22 protein-coding genes are annotated in these 19,149 nt (G+C 69.5%); 11 read left to right on the top strand and 11 right to left on the bottom strand.

Annotated features, from left to right (window positions below):
* Positions 1-63: 63 nt before the first annotated feature.
* A complete protein-coding gene (locus ABVN73_RS22205; protein WP_353861365.1) occupies positions 64-1,278 on the top strand; it encodes a putative DNA modification/repair radical SAM protein in 1,215 nt (404 codons plus the stop codon).
* 2 nt (positions 1,279-1,280) lie between these two features.
* The gene (locus tag ABVN73_RS22200; RefSeq protein ID WP_353861364.1) at positions 1,281-2,681 is read left to right on the top strand and encodes a UdgX family uracil-DNA binding protein; all 1,401 of its coding nucleotides are present in this window, start codon (positions 1,281-1,283) and stop codon (positions 2,679-2,681) included.
* Between the two features lie 30 nt (positions 2,682-2,711).
* Here the strand turns inward: ABVN73_RS22200 and ABVN73_RS22195 are convergent, their stop codons facing one another.
* Entirely contained in the window at positions 2,712-2,930 is a 219-nt protein-coding gene (locus tag ABVN73_RS22195; protein WP_353861363.1) for a hypothetical protein, read from the bottom strand.
* Positions 2,931-3,257: 327 nt separating this feature from the next.
* Positions 3,258-3,452 carry a hypothetical protein gene (locus ABVN73_RS22190; protein WP_353861362.1) on the bottom strand — a complete coding sequence of 65 codons (195 nt, stop codon included), beginning with the start codon at positions 3,450-3,452 and terminating at the stop codon, positions 3,258-3,260.
* A gap of 507 nt (positions 3,453-3,959) precedes the next feature.
* Here ABVN73_RS22190 and ABVN73_RS22185 point away from each other — a divergent pair.
* From ABVN73_RS22185 to ABVN73_RS22175, 3 genes are all read left to right on the top strand, one after another.
* Positions 3,960-5,843 (top strand): methanol/ethanol family PQQ-dependent dehydrogenase, encoded by a 1,884-nt coding sequence (locus ABVN73_RS22185; protein ID WP_353861361.1) that lies wholly within the window; start codon positions 3,960-3,962, stop codon positions 5,841-5,843.
* Between the two features lie 95 nt (positions 5,844-5,938).
* The gene (locus ABVN73_RS22180) at positions 5,939-6,376 is read left to right on the top strand and encodes a cytochrome c (RefSeq protein ID WP_353861360.1); all 438 of its coding nucleotides are present in this window, start codon (positions 5,939-5,941) and stop codon (positions 6,374-6,376) included.
* Between the two features lie 21 nt (positions 6,377-6,397).
* Positions 6,398-7,717 carry a quinoprotein dehydrogenase-associated putative ABC transporter substrate-binding protein gene (locus ABVN73_RS22175; RefSeq protein ID WP_353861359.1) on the top strand — a complete coding sequence of 440 codons (1,320 nt, stop codon included), beginning with the start codon at positions 6,398-6,400 and terminating at the stop codon, positions 7,715-7,717.
* A 15-nt stretch (positions 7,718-7,732) separates the two neighbouring features.
* Here ABVN73_RS22175 and ABVN73_RS22170 read toward each other — a convergent pair whose 3' ends face one another.
* Complete coding sequence (locus ABVN73_RS22170; protein WP_353861358.1) at positions 7,733-8,362, bottom strand: hypothetical protein; 630 nt, start codon at positions 8,360-8,362, stop codon at positions 7,733-7,735.
* Positions 8,363-8,411: 49 nt separating this feature from the next.
* Between ABVN73_RS22170 and ABVN73_RS22165 the strand changes: the two genes are divergently transcribed.
* The 6 genes from ABVN73_RS22165 to ABVN73_RS22140 all read left to right on the top strand — a co-directional run bounded on the left by ABVN73_RS22165 (position 8,412) and on the right by ABVN73_RS22140 (position 12,777).
* Positions 8,412-8,945, top strand: a complete 534-nt coding sequence (locus ABVN73_RS22165) for a DUF3280 domain-containing protein (protein WP_353861357.1) — start codon at positions 8,412-8,414, stop codon at positions 8,943-8,945.
* A gap of 63 nt (positions 8,946-9,008) precedes the next feature.
* Positions 9,009-9,443: a dihydroneopterin aldolase gene (locus tag ABVN73_RS22160; protein ID WP_353861356.1), complete on the top strand. Its 435-nt coding sequence runs from the start codon at positions 9,009-9,011 to the stop codon at positions 9,441-9,443.
* The gene (locus ABVN73_RS22155) at positions 9,440-10,081 is read left to right on the top strand and encodes an aspartate/glutamate/uridylate kinase (RefSeq protein ID WP_353861355.1); all 642 of its coding nucleotides are present in this window, start codon (positions 9,440-9,442) and stop codon (positions 10,079-10,081) included. Before ABVN73_RS22160 ends, ABVN73_RS22155 begins: the two co-directional genes overlap by 4 nt.
* A complete protein-coding gene (locus ABVN73_RS22150; protein WP_353861354.1) occupies positions 10,074-11,441 on the top strand; it encodes a DUF6513 domain-containing protein in 1,368 nt (455 codons plus the stop codon). Before ABVN73_RS22155 ends, ABVN73_RS22150 begins: the two co-directional genes overlap by 8 nt.
* A complete protein-coding gene (locus ABVN73_RS22145; protein ID WP_353861353.1) occupies positions 11,438-12,076 on the top strand; it encodes a DUF447 domain-containing protein in 639 nt (212 codons plus the stop codon). Before ABVN73_RS22150 ends, ABVN73_RS22145 begins: the two co-directional genes overlap by 4 nt.
* A complete protein-coding gene (locus ABVN73_RS22140) occupies positions 12,073-12,777 on the top strand; it encodes a (5-formylfuran-3-yl)methyl phosphate synthase (RefSeq protein ID WP_353861352.1) in 705 nt (234 codons plus the stop codon). The genes ABVN73_RS22145 and ABVN73_RS22140 overlap by 4 nt, the downstream gene beginning before the upstream one ends.
* A 12-nt stretch (positions 12,778-12,789) precedes the next feature.
* Here the strand turns inward: ABVN73_RS22140 and ABVN73_RS22135 are convergent, their stop codons facing one another.
* The 8 genes from ABVN73_RS22135 to fhcD all read right to left on the bottom strand — a co-directional run bounded on the left by ABVN73_RS22135 (position 12,790) and on the right by fhcD (position 19,141).
* Entirely contained in the window at positions 12,790-13,191 is a 402-nt protein-coding gene (locus ABVN73_RS22135) for a hypothetical protein (RefSeq protein ID WP_353861351.1), read from the bottom strand.
* Positions 13,192-13,231: 40 nt separating this feature from the next.
* The gene (locus ABVN73_RS22130) at positions 13,232-13,414 is read right to left on the bottom strand and encodes a hypothetical protein (RefSeq protein ID WP_353861350.1); all 183 of its coding nucleotides are present in this window, start codon (positions 13,412-13,414) and stop codon (positions 13,232-13,234) included.
* 92 nt (positions 13,415-13,506) lie between these two features.
* Positions 13,507-14,322 carry an ABC transporter permease gene (locus ABVN73_RS22125; protein ID WP_353861349.1) on the bottom strand — a complete coding sequence of 272 codons (816 nt, stop codon included), beginning with the start codon at positions 14,320-14,322 and terminating at the stop codon, positions 13,507-13,509.
* Positions 14,319-15,113, bottom strand: a complete 795-nt coding sequence (locus tag ABVN73_RS22120) for an ABC transporter ATP-binding protein (RefSeq protein WP_353861348.1) — start codon at positions 15,111-15,113, stop codon at positions 14,319-14,321. The genes ABVN73_RS22125 and ABVN73_RS22120 overlap by 4 nt, the downstream gene beginning before the upstream one ends.
* A 66-nt stretch (positions 15,114-15,179) precedes the next feature.
* Positions 15,180-16,160, bottom strand: a complete 981-nt coding sequence (locus tag ABVN73_RS22115; protein ID WP_353861347.1) for a PQQ-dependent catabolism-associated beta-propeller protein — start codon at positions 16,158-16,160, stop codon at positions 15,180-15,182.
* A 56-nt stretch (positions 16,161-16,216) separates the two neighbouring features.
* On the bottom strand, positions 16,217-17,386 hold the full coding sequence (locus ABVN73_RS22110; RefSeq protein ID WP_353861346.1) for an ABC transporter substrate-binding protein: 1,170 nt from the start codon (positions 17,384-17,386) through the stop codon (positions 16,217-16,219).
* 34 nt (positions 17,387-17,420) lie between these two features.
* On the bottom strand, positions 17,421-18,245 hold the full coding sequence (locus ABVN73_RS22105) for a formylmethanofuran dehydrogenase subunit C (protein WP_353861345.1): 825 nt from the start codon (positions 18,243-18,245) through the stop codon (positions 17,421-17,423).
* A complete protein-coding gene (gene fhcD, locus ABVN73_RS22100) occupies positions 18,242-19,141 on the bottom strand; it encodes a formylmethanofuran--tetrahydromethanopterin N-formyltransferase (RefSeq protein WP_353861344.1) in 900 nt (299 codons plus the stop codon). Before fhcD ends, ABVN73_RS22105 begins: the two co-directional genes overlap by 4 nt.
* Between the last annotated feature and the right edge of the window lie 8 nt (positions 19,142-19,149).

The raw sequence follows: 19,149 nt of genomic DNA, 5'->3' as shown, positions 1-19,149 counted from the left end.
ACCGCTTGCCTCCCCACCCCACGAGAACATATTAAGAACGAACAAGCACGGTGGGATGGGACGATGGACGACGCCTTGATCGAGAAGCTCGGCATTCTGGCCGACGCGGCGAAATACGACGCCTCCTGCGCCTCGTCCGGCGCCAAGCCGCGCCGTGGCGGCAAGGAGGGGCTGGGTTCGACCACCGGCGCCGGGATCTGCCACGCCTACACGCCGGACGGGCGCTGCGTCTCGCTCCTGAAGATCCTGCTGACCAACCACTGCCTGTTCGACTGCGTCTATTGCATCAACCGGCGCTCCTCCAACGTCCGCCGCGCCCGCTTCACGGTGGAGGAGGTGGTGAAACTGACGCTGGGCTTCTACAAGCGCAACTGCATCGAGGGGCTGTTCCTGTCCTCCGGCATCATCCGCTCGCCGGACCACACGATGGAGCAGATGATGCTGGTGGCGCGGACCCTGCGGCGCGACCATGGCTTCGCCGGCTACATCCACCTGAAGACCATCCCCGAGGCCAGCCCCTGGCTGATCGAGCAGGCCGGGCTGTGGGCGGACCGCCTGTCGATCAACCTCGAACTGCCCACCGACCACAGCCTGAAGACCTTCGCGCCGGAGAAGAACGGCGGCACCATCAAGGCGGTGATGGGACAGGTCAACGAGCGCATCGTCGAGGCCAAGGAGGAGCGGCGCCGCTTCTCCCCCGCCGGTCAGAGCACCCAATTGATCGTCGGCGCCGACGACGCCACCGACCGCTCGGTCCTGGAGACCAGCGGCACGCTCTACCAGCGCTACGGGTTGCGCCGCGTCTATTATTCCGCCTTCAGCCCGATCCCGGAAGCCAGTTCGGTCCTGCCGGTCAAGCCGCCGCCCCTGCAGCGGGAGAACCGGCTGTATCAGGCCGACTGGCTGCTGCGCTATTACGGCTTCACCGTGGAGGAGATCGCGTCCGGCGGCGAGGGCGGCATGCTCGACCTCGGCATCGACCCGAAGCTGGCCTGGGCGCTGAAGAACCGCGAGCGCTTCCCGGTCGACGTCAACCGCGCCGACCGCGAGATGCTGCTGCGGGTGCCGGGACTGGGCGCGCGCGCCGTCGACAAGATCCTGTCGGCGCGCCGCCACACCCGCCTGCGCATGGAGGATCTGGGGCGGCTGTCGAACGGGCTGCGGCGCGCCCGCCCCTTCCTGATCGCCGCCGATTACCACCCCGTGGGCGGGCTGACCGACCGGCTGGACCTGCGCCAGCGGCTGGTCACCCCGTCCAGCCAGCTGAGCCTGTTCTGACGATGCGTCCGATCGCCTTGCGGGACGGGGCGGACCTCGACGGCTTCCGCCGGGCGGTGCGCCGCCTCGCCGCCGCCCGGACGGCGCCCGAGGCCGTGCTGTGGAGCGTCGGCGCACCGTCGCTGTTCGGCGACGACGCCCCCACGCCCGACGAGGGGGCGCCGGTCCTCCTGCCCCAGGCGGTCGGGCGGCTGATCGAAACCGTCGTCTGCCACGGCGATCCGGAGCGCTACGCCCTGCTCTACCGGCTGGTCTGGCGGGTGCTGAACGGGGAGCGGGCTCTGCTCGACCAGCACGCCGACCCGCTGGTGCACCGGCTGGAGCGGCTCAACAAGGCGGTGCGCCGGGACATCCATAAGATGCACGCCTTCCTGCGCTTCCGCGCCCTACCGGACCCGGGCGGCGGCGAGCGTTACGTCGCGTGGTTCGAGCCTGACCACCACATCGTCGAGGCCGTCGCCCCCTTCTTCGTCGAGCGTTTCGAAAGCATGGTGTGGACGATCCTGACGCCGAAGGGCTCGTTGCACTGGGACCGCCACCGCCTGATGACCGGCCCGCCCGCCGAACGTCCGGACTCCTTGGCCGACGACCGCTTCGCCGAGGGCTGGCAACGCTATTACGAGAGCACCTTCAACCCGGCGCGCGTCAACCCGACGGCCATGCGGGCGGAAATGCCGCAGAAATACTGGGCGAACATGCCGGAGACGGCGGCCATCCCGGCGCTGGTCCGTGCCGCCCCCGCCCGCGTGCAGGCGATGCTGGAGGCCGAGGCCGCCATCCCGCGCCGCCGCATGCCCGAGAAGGCCGTGGCCGCCATGGGCCGGCAGGCCCCGGACAGCCTCGCCGACCTGAACCGCCTGATCCTGCGCTCCGAACCGTTGGTGCCGGGCGCGACGCGCGCGGTGCTGGGCGAGGGGACGGAGGGTGCCGCCATCGCCATCGTCGGCGAGCAGCCGGGCGACCAGGAGGACCGCGACGGCCGCCCCTTCGTCGGCCCCGCCGGCCAGCTGCTGACCGCCGCGCTGGAGGAGGCCGGCATCGAGCGCGGCGGCTTGTACCTGACCAACGCCGTCAAGCATTTCAAATTCGTCCAGCGCGGCAAGCGGCGCATCCACCAGTCCCCCACCGCCGGCGAGGTCAAGCATTACCGCTGGTGGCTGATGACGGAGCTGGGCTTCGTCCGTCCCCGCCTTGTCGTGGCGTTGGGAGCGACCGCGGCCCTGGCGCTGACCGGGCGGCCCGTCGCCGTGCTGCGCGAGCGCGGGCCGATGGCCTTCGACGGGTGGAACGGCTTCGTCACCGTCCACCCCTCCTACCTGCTGAGGCTTCCGGGGGAGGAGGAGCGGCGGCGGGCGCAGGCGGACTTCGTGGCCGACCTGCGCCGGGCCGCGGCCTTGGCCTGAGGTACGGGCCCGTCCCCCCGTTCGCGGGCCTTACGCGCCCTGCTGCTTGAACCGCTTGCCCACCGTGCACTGGATGCGCTGAAGCTCGTACTTCGGGTGGTCGTTGATCCACTTGGCGCTTTCGATCTGGCCAGCGATCGGGCAGCTCGACATGGTCAGGGGTTCGGTGTCGGGAATCATCGGGTTGATGGTCCGGCACTGGGTCGGATCGGACGCCAGGCAGAAGATCATCGACAGGGTAACAAACATCGGGTGCTCCAAACTGCAACGGCACGGCGGTGCCGACATCGCGTGGATCAGCGTAGGCAAGCCGCATGCCATGCCCGGAACGAGGGCAGGGTGTCGGAATTTCGATTGCCCGGAAATGAGCCAAACCACAAGGCGCCGCATGATTAGGCATCGAAGGTTAACCAATGCCTAAACGTTAGGACTTTGCGAAGCCGACGATGGCGCGGATGAAGCGGAAGCGGCCGCAAGCTCCAAGACGACCTTCACGCAAGTCTGGAGTCGGCGCGCCGTACGTCAACGGAACGTTGAAGACGACGATTCCTGTCTTTGCGACGATCTGTGGTGGCGTCAGGCCCCGGGCTGTTCGCACCGCCATTGACGGACGTTCCAGTTGGGATGCTCCATGAGCCAGTGCACGACGTGGACATAGCTGTTGCGGGTGCATTCCAGCGCGGTCGGGTACCGTTCGATGGAGAGCGGGCGTTCGATGGCGCATTGGTCCGGCCGCAGGGCCAGACAGATCACCATGACCAGTTCAAACATGGTTCACCATTCCCGTACAAAAGATCGGTCCTGAAGGATCGGGCCTGAAAAGTCGATGCGCCGGCGCCTTCGCGCCGTCTCAGCGAAGCGGATGAAGGCCGGAACAGCTTATCAACAGGCACCGGCACCGATCGGGCCACGTTGCTTTGCAGCAATTTTTGCTGCCGTGCACAAAATCCATCGCGAAAACTGCAAATAAATAAATTGCAAAATCATATTTTGAAGGATTATTCACTTACCACCAATTTGCGGCCGTCTCCGGGCAAAACAGTTAGGAGCCGATTGTTTTGCGTTTTCTATTCGGCAGAGCCTTGACGAGAAGATGGTCCCAATATAGCATTAAGTCCCAATTTGGCGTCAGCTTTTCTGAATATTGAATTCAGAACAAAACACATCGCGCGACAAGAAGCGCGCGACAACGCCCTTTTGCACTCAGCGCCGCGCTCATAAGCAAGAAGCCCATTGGTTTTTGGGTAAACAATAAGCGCCACCACGGGAGGGATCGTCATGAAGGTGTTGTCTCGCTGGCTTCTGGCGTCAGTCGCCATTGTCGCAGCCGGCTCGGTTTCCGCGAATGACAGTATTCTGAAGAATGAAGCGAACCCCAACAACTGGGCGTCCCAGCTCGGCAACTATGCCGGACAGCGTTACAGCCCGCTCAACCAGATCACCACCGACAACGTCAAGAACCTGCAGGTCGCATGGTCGTTCTCGACCGGGGTTCTGCGTGGCCATGAAGGCGGGCCGATCGTCGTCGGCGACGTGATGTACATTCACACGCCGTTCCCCAACAAGGTCTTCGCGCTCGACCTCAACAACCCGGGGCGGGTGCTCTGGAAATATGAATCGGTGCAGGACCCGACCGTCATCCCGGTGATGTGCTGCGACACCGTCAACCGCGGCGTCGCGGTCGCCGACGGCAAGGTCTTCCTGGCCCAGGCGGACAACACGCTGGTGGCGCTCGACGCCAAGACCGGCAAGGAGATGTGGAAGGCCAAGAACGGCGACCACACCAAGGGCGAGACGCTGACGGCGGCCCCGCTGGTGGTCAAGGACAAGGTCTTCGTCGGCATCAGCGGCGGCGAGTTCGGCGTGCGCGGCCATCTGACGGCCTATGACACGAACAGCGGCAAGATGGTGTGGCGGGCTTTCTCGACCGGTCCCGACGCCGACGTGAAGATCGACCCGTCGAAGACGATGATGATGGGCAAGCCCATCGGGCAGAAGGATCTCGGCGTCTCGACCTGGCCGGGCGAGGAATGGAAGCGCGGCGGCGGGACGACCTGGGGCTGGTACACCTACGATCCGGCGCTCAACCTGATCTATTACGGCACCGGCAACCCCGGCACCTGGAACCCGACGCAGCGGGCCGTCGACAAGGACCGGGCCAAGAGCGACAACAAATGGTCGATGACCATCTTCGCCCGCGATCCCGACACCGGTGAGGCGAAGTGGGTCTACCAGAAGACGCCCTTCGACGAGTGGGACTTCGACGGCGTCAACGAGAACATCCTGGCCGACATCACCATGAACGGCCAGCCGCGCAAGGTGCTGGTCAACTTCGACCGCAACGGCTTCGCCTACACCCTGGACCGGGCGACCGGCGAACTGCTCGTGGCGCAGAAGTACGACCCGACGGTCAACTGGGCGACCGACGTCGACATGAAGACCGGACGGCCGAACGTCGTCGACAAATACAGCACCTTCGCCAACGGCGAGGACAAGAACACCGCCGCCGTCTGCCCGGCGGCGCTCGGCACCAAGGACCAGCAGCCGGCGTCCTTCTCGCCGGACACCGGCCTGTTCTACGTCCCGACCAACCACATCTGCATGGACTACGAGCCGTTCTCGGTCTCCTACACGGCCGGTCAGGCCTATGTCGGCTCCACCGTGTCGATGTACCCGACGCCGAACTCGCACGGCGGCATGGGCAACTTCATCGCCTGGGACGCGGCGGCCGGCAAGATCGTCTGGTCGCGGCCGGAGCGCTTCGCGGTGTGGAGCGGCGCCCTGTCCACCAAGGGCGGCGTCGCCTATTACGGGACGCTCGAAGGCTACCTCGTCGCCGTCGACATGAAGGACGGCAAGGAGCTGTGGCGGTTCAAGACCCCGTCCGGCATCATCGGCAACATCAACACCTACACCCACAACGGCAAGCAGTATGTGGCCGTCCTGTCGGGCGTCGGCGGCTGGGCCGGCATCGGCCTCGCCGCGGGCCTGACCCAGGAGGCCGGGGCGCAGGCGTGGCACAACGCCGTCCATCCCGGCCACACCGAGGGCGGGGGTGTGGCGACCGCTGGCCTGGGCGCGGTGGGCGCCCACCAGTCGCTGGGCGAATACACCCAGCTCGGCGGCGTCCTGACGGTGTTCCACGTTCCCGACCAGAAGTGATCGGCAGACCTGCCCCCGGTGCCGCAACGCACCGGGGGCTTTTCAACTTCCGGCATTCACTGCGACCCGGTTTCCGGGCAAGGATCCCGACATCCATGAAACGCAGACTTGGCTTGCTGACCGGTGCGCTGACCGCGGGCACCGTCGCCTGTTTCGCCGCCCTGGCGCAGGACGCGCCGACGACCCCCGACGGAACGCCGACCTACATCGTCAAGGACGGTCAGGTGGACAAGGGGACCTACAACGGCTACCGCCGCTTCCACGCCACCTGCCACACCTGCCACGGCTTCGACGCGTCGGGGTCGTCCTTCGCCCCCAGCCTCGCGGATTCGCTCAAGCGCCTCAGCTACGACGACTTCAAGGAGGTCGTCGTCAACGGCCGCCAGAACCAGGGGGCCACCGGCGACAAGGTGATGCCCTCCTTCGGGCTCGACCCGAACATCATGGACCATCTGGACGACATATACCGCTATCTGAAGGCGCGGGCCGACGGCGCGCTGCCCGGCGGACGCCCGCAACGCATCGGCGGCTGATCCGGCGGAGGGAGACCGTTCATGACACGTCCTTCCACGCTCGCCGCCATCGCCCTCGCGCTCGCCGGGGCGCTGTTGTCCGGCGCGGCGACGCCGGCCCGTGCCGTCGAGGCGACCGACCGCGAAACCGTGCGCGTCTGCGCCGACGGCAACCTCCTGCCCTATTCCAACGAGAGGATGGAGGGTTTCGAGAACGAGATCGCCCGGCTCATCGGCGAGGATTTGAAGAAGCCGGTGACCTATTACTGGTGGCCGCAGACCATCGGCTTCGTCCGCAACACGCTGCGCGCGCGGCAATGCGACCTCGTGATGGGCACGGCGTCCGGCGAAGAGCTGATGCAGAACACCAACCCCTACTACCGGACCGTCTACTCCCTCGTCTACCGCACCAAGTCGGGCATCCGGGCGGAGAGTGTGGGCGATCCGTCCCTAAAGGACGCCCGCATCGGAGTCGTCGAGAAGACACCCGCGGTCAACCTGCTGCGCCTCTATGGCATCACCCGCACCGAGCCCTACCAGCTCAACACCGACACGCGCGCCAACAACCCGGCCCGCGACGCCATCGAGGACGTGGCAACCGGCAAGACCGACGCCGCGGTGATCTGGGGGCCGATCGCCGGCTACTTCGCCGCCCAGCAGAGCGAGCCGCTGACCGTCGTTCCGCTGGTCAAGGAACCGGCGGGCGCCCGGCTGCAGTTCAACATCTCGATGGGCATCCGCTCCGACGAGCCGGAATGGAAGCACTGGCTGAACGACTTCATCAAGCGCCGCCAGGACGACATCGACCGCATCCTGCTGCGCTACCACGTCCCGCTCATCGGCCCGGACGGTGCGCTGAAGACCGCCGCCGCCATCGAGCCGCCGGGCTACCGGATGGACCAGTACCGCGCCCCGACCCCCGCCGGCCTGTCCGGCGCCTCCACCGTGACCCTGGCGGAGCTGCGGCGGCTGATCGAGCATTTCCCCGACACGCGGCTGATCGACGTGATGCCGGCCCCGCCGCGCCCGGCCGACCGTCCGGCGCCGGCCGTGTGGGCGCCGCCGCCGCGCCGCAGCCTGCCGGGGGCGGTCTGGCTGCCCAACACCGGCTACGGCAGCCTGTCGGGCGAACAGGAACGCTATTTCCGCGCCGGGCTGGAGACGGTGAGCCACGGGGATCGGGCCGCCCGGCTGGTTTTCTTCTGCGAGCCGGACTGCTGGATGTCCTGGAACGCCGCGAAGCGGGCGGTGGAATGGGGATACGGCAACGTCTACTGGTACTCCGACGGGGCCATGCGCTGGCAGGAGGCGGGATACGGGCTGGAGACGGTCGAACCCTTCGCCGGCGGCGCGTCGAATTGACCGAAGCGGTTCGCCTCAGTCCAGACGGGCGGCGATGTCCCGGGCGATGCGGCCGGCCTTCTGCTCGAACTGGACCGGCTGTTCGCACAGCGCCGTCTGGTTGCGCCGCCGCTCGTCGAGGATGCGACGCCGCCACGCGATCTCCTCGCGCAACGCGGTCGCCTCGGGAGAGTCGGCGGGAAGCGCCTGGAGACGGGTCAGCGCCGCGTCGATGCTGTCGAGCAGGACGCGCTGCTGGTGGGCGTAGCGCTTGATGGCCGAAATGACTTGGCCACGCTCCTGGTTGAGCGCGTCGAAGGCTCCGGCGAACAGGGCGGTGAGGGCGGCGTTGCGGTCCGCCGCCGCGCCGCTGGCCTCCAGCTGGTCGGCGAAGCGGTCGATGGTCGCCTGCTCCTGCTCCGGATCGAGGCGGCGGTCGAGAAGCTGCTTGAGGACCGCCTCGGTGCCGGGAATGCCGCGCCAGTCGCCTTCCTTCCCCTCGATGGGGTCGCCGGGCCAGATCTGGCCGGACGACAGGCTCGGCACGAGGATCTGGACGCAGGGCCAGTCCGGATCGCTCCCGGCCGCCCCCGCCGGGACGGACGCCGCCGGGAAGGAAGCCAAAGTGAGCAACGCGACGGCAAGGACAGCGGAGCGGTGACGCATGATGGGATTCTGCCGGACATCGGGCGCCCTTGCCCATCCACGCATTCGGATGAGGCCGACGGAGTTCGCCGCGACGGTGCTCCTGTTCCTGCCGCTGAGCGGCGCGGCTCCAGCGGCGGCGCAGGCGCCGGCCAAGGTTCTGGTCTTCGATCTGGAACTGGTGGACACCAGCCGGGAACCCCCCGATCCGGACCATGCCGGACGGCTGGAGCGGGTCACGGCGCTGCTGCGCGACGGGCTGACGGACGGCGGTTACGAGGTGACGGGCGTCCGCGACAGCGCCGTCGCCGCGGAGGTGCCGGCGTCGCTCTATCGGTGCAACGGCTGCGAACGCGACCTTGGTCGGCGGGCCGGCGCGGACATCGTGGTGACGGGTTTCATCCATAAGATCAGCACGCTGATCCTCAACATGCAGATTATAATGCGCCGCACCGGAGATGGCGCCGGGGATGGCACCAGGGATGGCGAGGTCGTCGCCGTCGCGAACGCGGACATCCGCGGTGACAACGAGCGGTCATGGCGGCGCGGCGTCGAATGGCTGCTCCGCCACCGTCTGCTGGCTCCGCCGCCATCGGACCGGTGACGAACCCTGACGACATCCGCGGCGGGGGAGCCAACCTTCGTCCGACACGGGGAGGAGGATCGCTTGGCCGACGACGCTTTGCTCTCCTATGTCCCGTACCGTCCGGCGGCGAGCCGCGTCCGGTACTACGACATCACGCTGCGCGACTATGTGGACCAGTTCCGGATCGGCGTCTGGGACGACGAGAAGGACCGCACGCAACGCGTCCGGATCAACGTCTCGCTGACACTCCCCTGGCCCGACCGGCCGATGACCGACAGCCTGGACGAGGTGCTCTCCTACGATTTCCTGATCGACGGCATCCGCGCCCTGCGCGACGGCGCCCATGTGAACCTCGTCGAAACGCTCGGCGACCGGATTCTCGCCTTGTGCTTCTCCAACCCGGATGTGACCCGCGCGCGGGTGCAGGTGGAGAAGCTGGACGTCGTCCCGGAATCCGGCGGCGTCGGCGTGGTCATCGAGCGCACCCGCCCCGAGGGAGCGCAAACGGCATCATGAGCAGCGCGCCTTTGTGGGTCGTGAAGCTGGGCGGCAGCCTGTGGCGAGCCCCGGAATTGCGAAGCTGGCTGGAGATCCTGGCCGCGGCGCGCCGCCTGCGGGTGGTGATCGTCCCCGGCGGCGGCCCCTTCGCCGACGCCGTCCGCGACGCCCAGCCGGCGCTCGGCTTCGGCGACCGCGCCGCCCACCGCATGGCCCTGCTCGCCATGGAGCAGTATGGAACCGCCCTGGCCGACCTGGAGCCGCGGCTGACGCCCGCCCGCAGCCTCGCCGACCTGCGCGGTCGGCCGAGCCCCACGCTCTGGATGCCTCTGCCCCTGGCGGAGGATGCCGACGTGGCGGAAAGCTGGGACGTCACGTCCGACAGTCTGGCGGTCTGGCTGGCCGGTGCGCTCGGCGCGACCTGCGCGGTCCTCGTGAAGTCCGCCCCGGTGACGGACGCCGTCGCCTCCGTGACGCAGCTCGTCACCGACGGCGTCGTCGATCCGGCCTTGCCGGGCCGCATGGCGCGCTACGGCGGGGCCGTCTGGTGCGTGTCGCGGGACGATCACCGGCGCTTCGCCAAGGCCCTGGACCGCGGCAACCCCTGCGGAACCCGGCTGATGCTGGCTCCCGAAGGCCAGGATGCCGATGGCTGAACGCCCCGAGCACGTCCTGTTCCTGACCGGCTCGCTGGCCGAACCGCGCCTGCGCCATGTGCTCGCGTCGCTGGAGCCGCTGGAGTTCCGGACCACCGTGGTCAATCTCGGCATCAAGGTCGCGGCGCTGGCGACGACGGAGATCGTGCTGCGCCGCCTCGCCTCGACCGAGGGGGCCGACCTCGTCCTGCTGCCGGGACGGTTCCGCGGCGACCTCGACCGGCTGTCCGCCCATTTCGGCGTGCCCTTCGAGCGCGGCCCCGACGAGCTGGAGGATCTGCCGCAGCATTTCCGGCGTCAGGCCGCCCCGCTCGATCTCAGCCGCTACCGCACCAAGATCTTCGCCGAGATCGTCGAGGCGCCGCTGCTCGGCGTGCCGGCCATTCTGGAGCGCGCCGCCCGCTTCGCGGCGGACGGCGCCGACGTGATCGACCTCGGCGGGCTGCCCGACCACCCCTTCCCCCATCTGGAGGAGGCGGTGACGGCGCTGCGCGCGGCCGGCCACTCGGTCAGCGTCGATTCCCTCGACCCCAGGGAGCTGCTGCGCGGCGCCGGGGTGGGCGCCTCCTACCTGCTCAGCCTGACCGAGGAGACCGCCTGGGTCGCCCGCGAGACCGACGCGGTTCCCGTCGTCATCCCGACCACGCCGGGCGATCTCCCGTCACTTGATCGCGCGCTGGACGCCATCCGCGGCGAAGGCCGGCGCTGCATCGCCGACCCGGTCCTGGAGCCGATCCATCACGGCTTCACCGACTCCCTGCTGCGCTACCGCGAGCTGCGGGCGCGCCATCCCGACCTGGAAATCCTGATGGGCGTCGGCAACGTCACCGAACTGACCGACGCCGACACGCCGGGGATGACCGCCCTGCTGATGGGAATCGTCTCCGAACTGCGCATTGACCACATCCTGACGGTGCAGGTCAGCCCCCATTGCCGCCGGAGCATCCGCGAATTCGACGCGGCGCGGCGCCAGTTCTTCGCCGCATCGGAGGCCGGCGCCCTCCCCCGCAACTTCGGGGACGCCCTGCTCTGCCTGCGCGACCGCAGGCCCTTCGCCAGCACGCCGGAGCAGGTGGCCGACCTCGCCGCCCGCATCCGCGACCCGAACTACCGGATCGAGGTGACGGAACGGGGCCTTCATCTCTACAACCGTGACGGGCACCACGTGGCCGGCGATCCCTTCGCCCTGCTTCCGCACATCGATCCCGGCACCGATATGGGGCACGCCTTCTATCTCGGGGCGGAGCTGGCCCGCGCGCAGATCGCCTGGCGGCTTGGCAAGCGCTACAGCCAGGACAACGAACTGCGCTGGGGCGTGGCGGTGGACGCCCCGGACGACACCGGAGGGCGCGGGACGTGACCTTCATCCGTGAAACCATCATCACGAGCTGCGACGCAGCGGGCAACGTCCATGTCGCCCCCATGGGCGCCACGGTGACCGAGACCGGCTATGTGCTGGCTCCCTTCCGCCCGTCGCGCACGCTCGACAACCTGCTCGCCACCCGCTGCGCGGTGATCAACTTCACCGACGACGTCCGGGTGTTCGCCGGCTGCGTCACCGGGCGGCGCCGCGACTGGCCGACCGTCCCGGCGGAGCGCGTGCGCGGCGCGGTGCTCGCCGGGGCGCTGGCGCACGAGGAGGTGGAGGTGGCCGCGGTGGAGGACGACGGCGTGCGCCCGCGCCTGGACTGCCGCCCGGTGCACCTCGTCACCCACCGCCCCTTCCGCGGCTTCAACCGGGCGCAAGCCGCCGTGGTGGAGGGGGCGATCCTGGTCAGCCGCCTGCATCTCCTGCCGGCCGAGAAGATCGACCGCGAGATCGACTATCTGTCCATCGCCATCGGCAAGACCGCCGGCCCCGACGAACTGGAGGCGTGGGGTTGGCTGCTCGACCGCATCGCCGAACACCGCAGCGCCGAACACCCCATCGCCGAACACCCTATCGCCGAACACCCTATCGCCGAACACCGGGCGAGCGGGGAGAACGCCCCATGACCCGCCTGCTCGCCAGCGTCGCGTCCTTGAAGGAACTGACGCTCGCCGCGCGGGGCGGGGCGGACATCCTGGACTTGAAGGACCCCAAAGCGGGGGCGCTGGGCGCCTGGCCGCTGGACGGCATCGTCCACGCCGTGGATACGGCCCGGCAATGGCTCATCCGCGCGCCGCTGAGCGCCACGGTGGGCGACCTTCCGATGGCTCCCGCGGCCGTGGCGAGGCGCGTGGCCGAGACCTGGGCCTGCGGCGTCGACTATGTGAAGATCGGCCTGCTTCCGTCCGGCGATCCGGCGGGCTGCGTGGCCGCTCTGGCGCCGGAGGCCCGGCGGGGCGCCCGCATCGTCGCCGTGCTGTTCGCCGATCGGTGGAGCGACGCCAACCACCTGCTTCCCGACCTTGCGCGAGCCGGCTTCACCGGCGCCATGCTCGACACCGCCGGGAAGGCCGGCGGCGGCTTGCTGCGGCACAAGACGCTCGAAGAGGTGGCGCGCTTCCTGGAGCAGGCGCGCCGTCTTGGCCTGCTCTCCGGACTCGCCGGGTCGCTGGGACGGGACGACATTCCGGCCCTGCTGCCCCTCGCTCCCGATTATCTCGGCTTCCGCACCGCGCTGTGCGCCGGCGCCGACCGGGGCGGCGCGTTGGACCCGGCCGCGCTGGCCGCGGTCCGCGACGCCGTCCCGAAACAGCCCCTCATCGGTTGAGCGCGCGATCCACTACTGCCCGGAACCCTGCTTCGGCGGTTCGGAGGCGCTGGTGCCGCCCTGCGTCACCGAGCCGCCGCCGATGGTGCCCTGCCGCTGCCCGGCCAGGGAGTTGTCCGGCAGAGCGCCGGTCCCGCTGGTGGAACCGCCCGAGGAACCGGACGGCGAAGCCCCGGGCGTCGTCGCGCCGGACGTTCCGCTTTGGCCGCCGCCCTGGGTGACCCCGCCTCCGACGGTTCCCTGCCGCTGCCCGGCCAGGGAGTTGTCCGGCAGCGCCCCGGTCGACGGGCTGGTCTGGCTTCCGGAACCCTGTGGCATCGCGCCGCCCGTGGTTTGGGCCGACGCCGGGACCACCGCCAGGACGGCGGCAAGGGCCAGCGCGGATGCACCGGCCAGGATGTGAAGCTGTTTCATGGACACGTCCTCCCGCATGATGGTGAAAGCTCTGGCACCCTCAACCCACGTCCTTCGTGCTGCGGTTCTGGCGGGACGCTTCGCCCATGCGGCCGATGTCCTCCTTCGCCCGCTCGTCCCGGCCGGCGTCCTGCGGTTGGTCCTTTTTGAACTCCTGTTCGCTGCCGAGAACGCTCTTCTCGCCGCGCGGCTGGTCCTGAGCCTTGTCGGTGTTTTCGGTCATGACGTTTCCTCCACCCGAGCCCGCCCGGCGGGATGACCGGACGGTCGCCTGTGCCATCAACCGAAGGTGGCCGGAGGCGGTTCCCCCGTCCTTCATCCCTGTTCCGCCGGCCCGCCGCGGCGGGCCCAGAAGCCCCGCCCGGGGTCATAGGCGAGGATCGCCGCCCCCAGGAACAGCGCGAGGCACGCGGCGACGGCCAGGAAGGCCGTGCCGTTGAATTGCAGGTACAGCGCGAAGCGGATCAGCTCGACGGCCTGCGTGAAGGGGTTGATCCCGGCGATCCAGGCGAGCGTCGGGCTGCCCTCGCGGATGCGCCACAGCGGGTAGAGCGCGGAGGAGGCGAAGAACATCGGGAAGATGACGAAGTTCATCACGCCCGCAAAATTCTCCAGCTGCCGGATGAAGGAGGACAGCAGGAGGCCGAGCGCGCCCAGCATCAGCCCGCTCAGCACCAGCGCCGGCAGAACGGCGAGATAGCCGGGTCCGGGCGGCTGGACGCCCCAGAACCACGCGATGGCGAGGAAGACGTAGACCTGGGCGATGGACACCAGCACGCCGGCCAGCAGCTTGCAGACCAACAGGTACCAGCGCGGCAAGGGGCTGACCAGCAGGGTCTTCATGCTGCCCATCTCCCGGTCGTAGACCATGGACAGCGAACTCTGCATCCCATTGAACAGCTGGATCATCGCGACCAGCCCCGGCGTCACGTAATCCTCGTAGAGGATGTAGGTCTCGTAGGGCGGAATGATCGACAGGCCGAGCACCGCGCGAAACCCTACGGCGAAGATGGCCAGCCAGACCAGCGGCCGCACCAGGGCGGCGAAGAAGCGCTCGCGCTGGTGCACGAAGCGCAGACCCTCGCGGACGATCACCGCGCGCAGGCAGCGCCAGCAGAGCGTCGCGTTCATTCGCGCCCCCCCGTCTCCGTCAGCCGGGCGAAGGCGTCGCCCAGCGTCGCCGCCCCGGCGGCGGCGCGCACCGCCTCCACCAGCCCGGAGGCCAGCACGCGCCCGCGGTGCAGCACCACGACGCCGTCGCCGTCGCGCGCCTCGTCGATCAGGTGGGTTGCCCAGAGCACGGCCAGCCCGCGCTCCCGGCAGAGGTCGTGCACATGGTCGAGCACCTGCCGGCGCAGCGCGATGTCGAGCCCGACGGTCGGCTCGTCGAGCAGCAGCAGGCTCGGGCGGTGAAGCAGCGCGCGGGCGATCTCGACCCGCCGCCGCTGGCCGCCGGACAGGGTGCGCACGCGCTCGTCGGCGCGCTCGGACAAGGCGATGCGGGCCAGCTCCTCGCCCGCCCGCGCCTCGATGTCGGCGGGCGCCAACCCGTGAAGCCCGCCGTGGTAGCGCAGGTTCTGGATGACGGTCAGGTCCGGGTCGAGCGTCGGCTGCTGGAACACCACGCCGATGCGCGCCAGCGCCTGGGCCGGATGGCGGCGCATGTCGGCGCCGAAGACGCGGATGCTGCCCCGGCGGGTGTTGTAGAGCCGCGTGATCAGGGAGAAGAGCGTCGTCTTGCCGGCCCCGTTGAGCCCCAGCAGGACCGTGAACCGCCCGGCGGGAACGCCGAACGACACGCCGTCCAGCGCCATACGCCCCCCGAAGGCGTGGCTCAGCCCCTCGACGGCCAGGACGGGGTCCGCCGCGGCGCCGCCGGGAACGGCACGCGGCTCCGCAGGCACCGTTTCGAAGCAATCCATGTCGTCTCCATCGCCCATAACCGCCGCTGTCCAAACCCTCCCCGCTCCGGGAAGAGGGCCATAAGGTCACGGCTTGACAATCACGCCCCAGGGCGCGCCGCCGACCGAGATCGACTTCACGACCCGGCCGCGTTCCAGATCCATCACCGACATGTCGTTGCTGACGCCGTTCGTCGTGTAGAGGCGCTTCTCGTCCGGCGACAGCGCCAGATTCCACACGCGCTGGCCGACGAGGTGGTAGCGCTTCACCTCGTAGGTCCTGGCGTCGATCTCGGCGACCCGGTTGGCCGGGCCGAGGGCGACGAAGGCCCGCTGCCCGTCGCTGGTCAGCTGGATGCCGACCGGCTGGATGGATTCGCGCGGCACGCCCTGGACGGCGAAGCCGATCTTGTGGACGAGCTTGCGCGAGGCCGCGTCGATGACGCTGACCGTCCCGCCGACCTCGGACGACACCCAGACGAACCGTCCGTCCCCGGTGAACTGCGCGACGCGCGGACGCGCATCGACCAGCACGTTGTCGATGATCTTGTGCGACTCCGTGTCGATGAAATGGGCCATGTTCGTCGTCTCGGAGGTGTTCACCAGGATCTTGCCGTCCGGGCTGACGCCCATGCCCTCCGGCTCCACCCCGACCTGGATCTCGCCGATGATCTTCTTGGTTGCGATGTCGACCACCGAGACCATGTTGTCGTCCTCGTTGGCGACGTAGAGGCGGTGCCCCTGCGGGTCGAGGACGAACAGCTCCGGATCGGGGCCGGAGGGCAGCCGGTCGACGACCTTCTGGGTCGCCACGTCGATGACGTCGATCCGGTTGTCGTCGCCGACGCAGACGAAGATCTGGGTCATGTCCTCGTTGAAGGTGATGCCGCGCGGCCGGCGGCCGACCTTGATCGTGGCGACCACCTGGAGCTTGCCGCCATCCACCACCGAGACGGTGTTGCTCTTCTCGTTCGACACGAAGATGGTGTCCGCCTGCGCGGGCTGGGCGACGGCGAAGCCCAGCAGCGCTAAAGCGCCGATCCGGGCGGCTCCTCCGGTTAACGACATGACGTTCCCTCCCATGGTTGCCCCCTGCCGGGGGCTTGTTCACAACAGTTCGGCTCTCAGCGGTTGCGGCACCGGCTTTCCGGACGGTCGTCGCCGAGCGTGTCGAGTTCCGAGAACTGGTGCAGGTAGCCCGGTTGCGGCGACACCGAGACGAGCACCCGCGGCCCGGCCAGCAGCACCGGCTGCCGAAGCTGTCCGTCCCAGTCGCGGAAGGTCAGCCCCTGCCCCTTGAAGGCCGGCAAGGCGAAGTCCGGACCGCGCACGAAGGCGGCGAGTGCTCCGGAGTCGGCGGACTTGGTGCGCGTCGCCGCTTCGCCCACCGCGCGGACGGCCATCCAGGCGGTGTAGTCGCGCGGGCGCATCCAGCGCCCGGCCTGCCGTTCGAAGCGGCTGTGGATCTGCGTCGCCCCCCACTGCTCGTGCACGCGCGACCACGCGGTCGGGACGAGACCATGGGTGCCGGCGACCGGGCGGGGCAGCCAGGTCTGGTAGAGCAGGTACTCGCCGAACCCGTCCGCCTCGTCGGCGACGACCAGCACGTCGTGCTCGGTGCCCTGGGTGAAGGTGAGGATCTCCGACTGGACGGTAACGTGGCCGGTGTCGACGCGGCGGTTCGCGTCCTCGAAGGCCCAGCGCTTCTCCTCGACGATCTTGGCGCGGTAGCGCTTGGCGGCGGCGCGGATCGCGTCGGCGTAGGCGGCGTCCTGCGGCGTCCGCCCCACCACCAGCAGCCAGTTCATCCATTTCCGCGAGGCGAGATACTGGGCCAGCGCGTCGGCCTGCATCCGCCGGCTGGGCGTGACGTGCAGCAGGTTGGCGCGGCAGCGCTCGTTGCGCAGGTCGTCGTCCGGGGCGCGGGTGTTGAAGATCAGCATGTCGGCCGCCTCGGGCGCCGCCGCCGCGGCGAGCAGCGTGTCCTCCGTCAGGTCGGCGACGAGCAGGCGCACGCCCTGCCCGGCGAGGTCGCGCACGGCGTCCTCGACGCGCCCGTCCTCCGGCACGGTCACCTCGACCAGATCGAAGCGCTGGTTGAGGAAGCGCCCCGTCGTGTTGTTGTCGGCGATGGCGAGGCGGGCGCCCTGGACGCCCTCGTCGTCCGACACCGGTTCGAGGAAGGTCTGGGGAATCCGTGGCTCCTCCGCGCGGGTCAGATAGCCGATGCGGACCACCATCGGATCGGCGCCCCAGGCCGGGGCTCCGAACAGCAGCGCTGCGGCGATCGCCAAAAGGGCGGCGGCCCGGCTCGCGGGTGCGTGCCCGCTACGCTTCCGCAAGAACAAGCACCTCTCCGATCCCCCCGGCCGACCGGTCGCCGATAAGGCGCCGGGCACGGGTTCCGGCGGTTGGGAATCCACTGGGCCAAGCCCCGCCATCGATCAGCTCCTTCCGCATCAGGTCCAGAAACAGCCAGTCGTTCATGCCGCCGTCGACGAAGCCGGACGGAACGGCTAGCGGCGCTTGGGGCAGCAGGATGGAGCCGCGGCGCATGGCCTGCCCCGGATCGGGGCCGCAACCGGCGCCGACGACGATGGTCCCGGCGATCATCCGGGTTCCGCACAGGCTCCCCGCCCGCCCGTGGACGGCGATCAGCCCCCGCCGCATCCGCTCGCCGACGCGGTCCCCGGCGTTGCCAATGACGACGACGGAGCCGCCGCTCATGCCGCGCGTGCCGCCGGCCAGCGGCGCCCCCAGGAAATCACCGGCATCGCCCGCGACGCGCAGGGCCCCGCCGGCCATCCCGGCGCCGGCGAAGGCCCCGCAATTCCCCTCGACGGTCAACGTGCCGCCGCGCATGGCGCTGCCGGCGTAGGCGCCGCACCCCCCCTCGACCAGCATCGCCCCGGCGCCCATGCCGGTCCCCACCCAGTCGAGCACCGCGCCGCCGGGTCGCAGGACCAGGGTGCCGGACGGGCCGCCCTCCTCCAGCAAGAACAGCGTGTCCAGCCGATGACGCTCCCGGCCACGGACCAGCATCACCCCGGCGAGCGCCTCCCGCCCGCCTTCGCCCAGCCGTTCGGGCAGCACGCCCGTCATGTCGATGGGCGGGCTGGCGGGGTCGCGGGTGGTGAGGATGATGCCGCTCATGCCATGACCTCGTGCAGGCGGAACTGGTAGCGGCCGAGCTTGCCGCCGTAGTTGCCGGCGGTGACCGACACCACGCCGCCTTCGGCGCCCTGTCCGGCGACCGCGGCGATGCCCGCGCGCATGGCGGCCGCCACCGCCGCCTCGCTCACCCCGTCGATGACCAGCTCAAGAATGGATTCCACCCCCTCCGGCACCAGCGACACCGGTGCCGCCGCCCGCAGCGTCGGGCAGAAGGCCGTGTTGGTGGAGGCGATCAGCCCGTTGTATTTGCCGCCGATCTTGGAACCGGAACGGACCACCCCGCCGGGAAAGGGCAGGATGGCGCCCGGCACCTCGCGGATCGCCTGGACCGCGGCCTGCGCCGCCGCCAGACCGGCGCGGCGGTCCGCCGCCAGGATGATGAAATTGCCGCCGCCGACGCCCTGCACCGCCGCGGTGGAGGCCTCGCACAGGAACTCGCCGTCCATAACCGGGATTCGCCAATAGCGGCGGGTGCCGACCCGCTTGGCGATCTGCCAGCCGTCGCCGAAATAGCGCAGCGCGTTGCCGAGCGGGATCGTCGGGCCATCCCGCAGCCCGGCGTAGCAGGCCGTCCCGGGGCAGGTCATCACGCATTGGCCGACGCGGCGCGCCACCTGCTTGGCCAGCTCCGCCTTCGACATCGCGAAGAGAAGCACCGCGGCGCCGGGCCGCGAATCCGGCGTCCCGTCGGGCGGCAACACGCGTTCCATCGCCGCCTCGCAGCCGCAGGCGATGACCGAGGTGGCGAAGCCCGTCAGGCTGACCACCGCCGCCTGGACCCAGGCCGGCGTGTCGGCGGTGATCACCAGCCGCGTGCCGAGCATGGGGAATGCCTCGGCGAAGGTGTCCTCGACGTGGACGCCGTTGAGCCGCATCAGAACGC

Origin of the sequence: Azospirillum formosense, from assembly GCF_040500525.1 — a bacterium.
In the GTDB taxonomy this organism is placed as follows: Bacteria; Pseudomonadota; Alphaproteobacteria; order Azospirillales; family Azospirillaceae; genus Azospirillum; species Azospirillum formosense_A.
This window is presented reverse-complemented; position numbering and strand designations above follow the sequence as displayed.

Bases quoted from the DNA above. Each gene is read 5' to 3' on its own strand.
- ABVN73_RS22135 (WP_353861351.1), bottom strand. From the start codon at position 13,191: ATGAAACAGCTTCACATCCTGGCCGGTGCATCCGCGCTGGCCCTTGCC.
- ABVN73_RS22200 (WP_353861364.1), top strand. From the start codon at position 1,281: ATGCGTCCGATCGCCTTGCGGGACGGGGCGGACCTCGACGGCTTCCGC.
- ABVN73_RS22105 (WP_353861345.1), bottom strand. From the start codon at position 18,245: ATGAGCGGCATCATCCTCACCACCCGCGACCCCGCCAGCCCGCCCATC.
- fhcD (WP_353861344.1), bottom strand. From the start codon at position 19,141: ATGCGGCTCAACGGCGTCCACGTCGAGGACACCTTCGCCGAGGCATTC.
- ABVN73_RS22150 (WP_353861354.1), top strand. From the start codon at position 10,074: ATGGCTGAACGCCCCGAGCACGTCCTGTTCCTGACCGGCTCGCTGGCC.
- ABVN73_RS22140 (WP_353861352.1), top strand. From the start codon at position 12,073: ATGACCCGCCTGCTCGCCAGCGTCGCGTCCTTGAAGGAACTGACGCTC.
- ABVN73_RS22195 (WP_353861363.1), bottom strand. From the start codon at position 2,930: ATGTTTGTTACCCTGTCGATGATCTTCTGCCTGGCGTCCGATCCGACC.
- ABVN73_RS22185 (WP_353861361.1), top strand. From the start codon at position 3,960: ATGAAGGTGTTGTCTCGCTGGCTTCTGGCGTCAGTCGCCATTGTCGCA.
- ABVN73_RS22115 (WP_353861347.1), bottom strand. From the start codon at position 16,160: ATGTCGTTAACCGGAGGAGCCGCCCGGATCGGCGCTTTAGCGCTGCTG.
- ABVN73_RS22175 (WP_353861359.1), top strand. From the start codon at position 6,398: ATGACACGTCCTTCCACGCTCGCCGCCATCGCCCTCGCGCTCGCCGGG.
- ABVN73_RS22155 (WP_353861355.1), top strand. From the start codon at position 9,440: ATGAGCAGCGCGCCTTTGTGGGTCGTGAAGCTGGGCGGCAGCCTGTGG.
- ABVN73_RS22125 (WP_353861349.1), bottom strand. From the start codon at position 14,322: ATGAACGCGACGCTCTGCTGGCGCTGCCTGCGCGCGGTGATCGTCCGC.
- ABVN73_RS22120 (WP_353861348.1), bottom strand. From the start codon at position 15,113: ATGGATTGCTTCGAAACGGTGCCTGCGGAGCCGCGTGCCGTTCCCGGC.
- ABVN73_RS22180 (WP_353861360.1), top strand. From the start codon at position 5,939: ATGAAACGCAGACTTGGCTTGCTGACCGGTGCGCTGACCGCGGGCACC.
- ABVN73_RS22130 (WP_353861350.1), bottom strand. From the start codon at position 13,414: ATGACCGAAAACACCGACAAGGCTCAGGACCAGCCGCGCGGCGAGAAG.
- ABVN73_RS22205 (WP_353861365.1), top strand. From the start codon at position 64: ATGGACGACGCCTTGATCGAGAAGCTCGGCATTCTGGCCGACGCGGCG.
- ABVN73_RS22190 (WP_353861362.1), bottom strand. From the start codon at position 3,452: ATGTTTGAACTGGTCATGGTGATCTGTCTGGCCCTGCGGCCGGACCAA.
- ABVN73_RS22170 (WP_353861358.1), bottom strand. From the start codon at position 8,362: ATGCGTCACCGCTCCGCTGTCCTTGCCGTCGCGTTGCTCACTTTGGCT.
- ABVN73_RS22165 (WP_353861357.1), top strand. From the start codon at position 8,412: ATGAGGCCGACGGAGTTCGCCGCGACGGTGCTCCTGTTCCTGCCGCTG.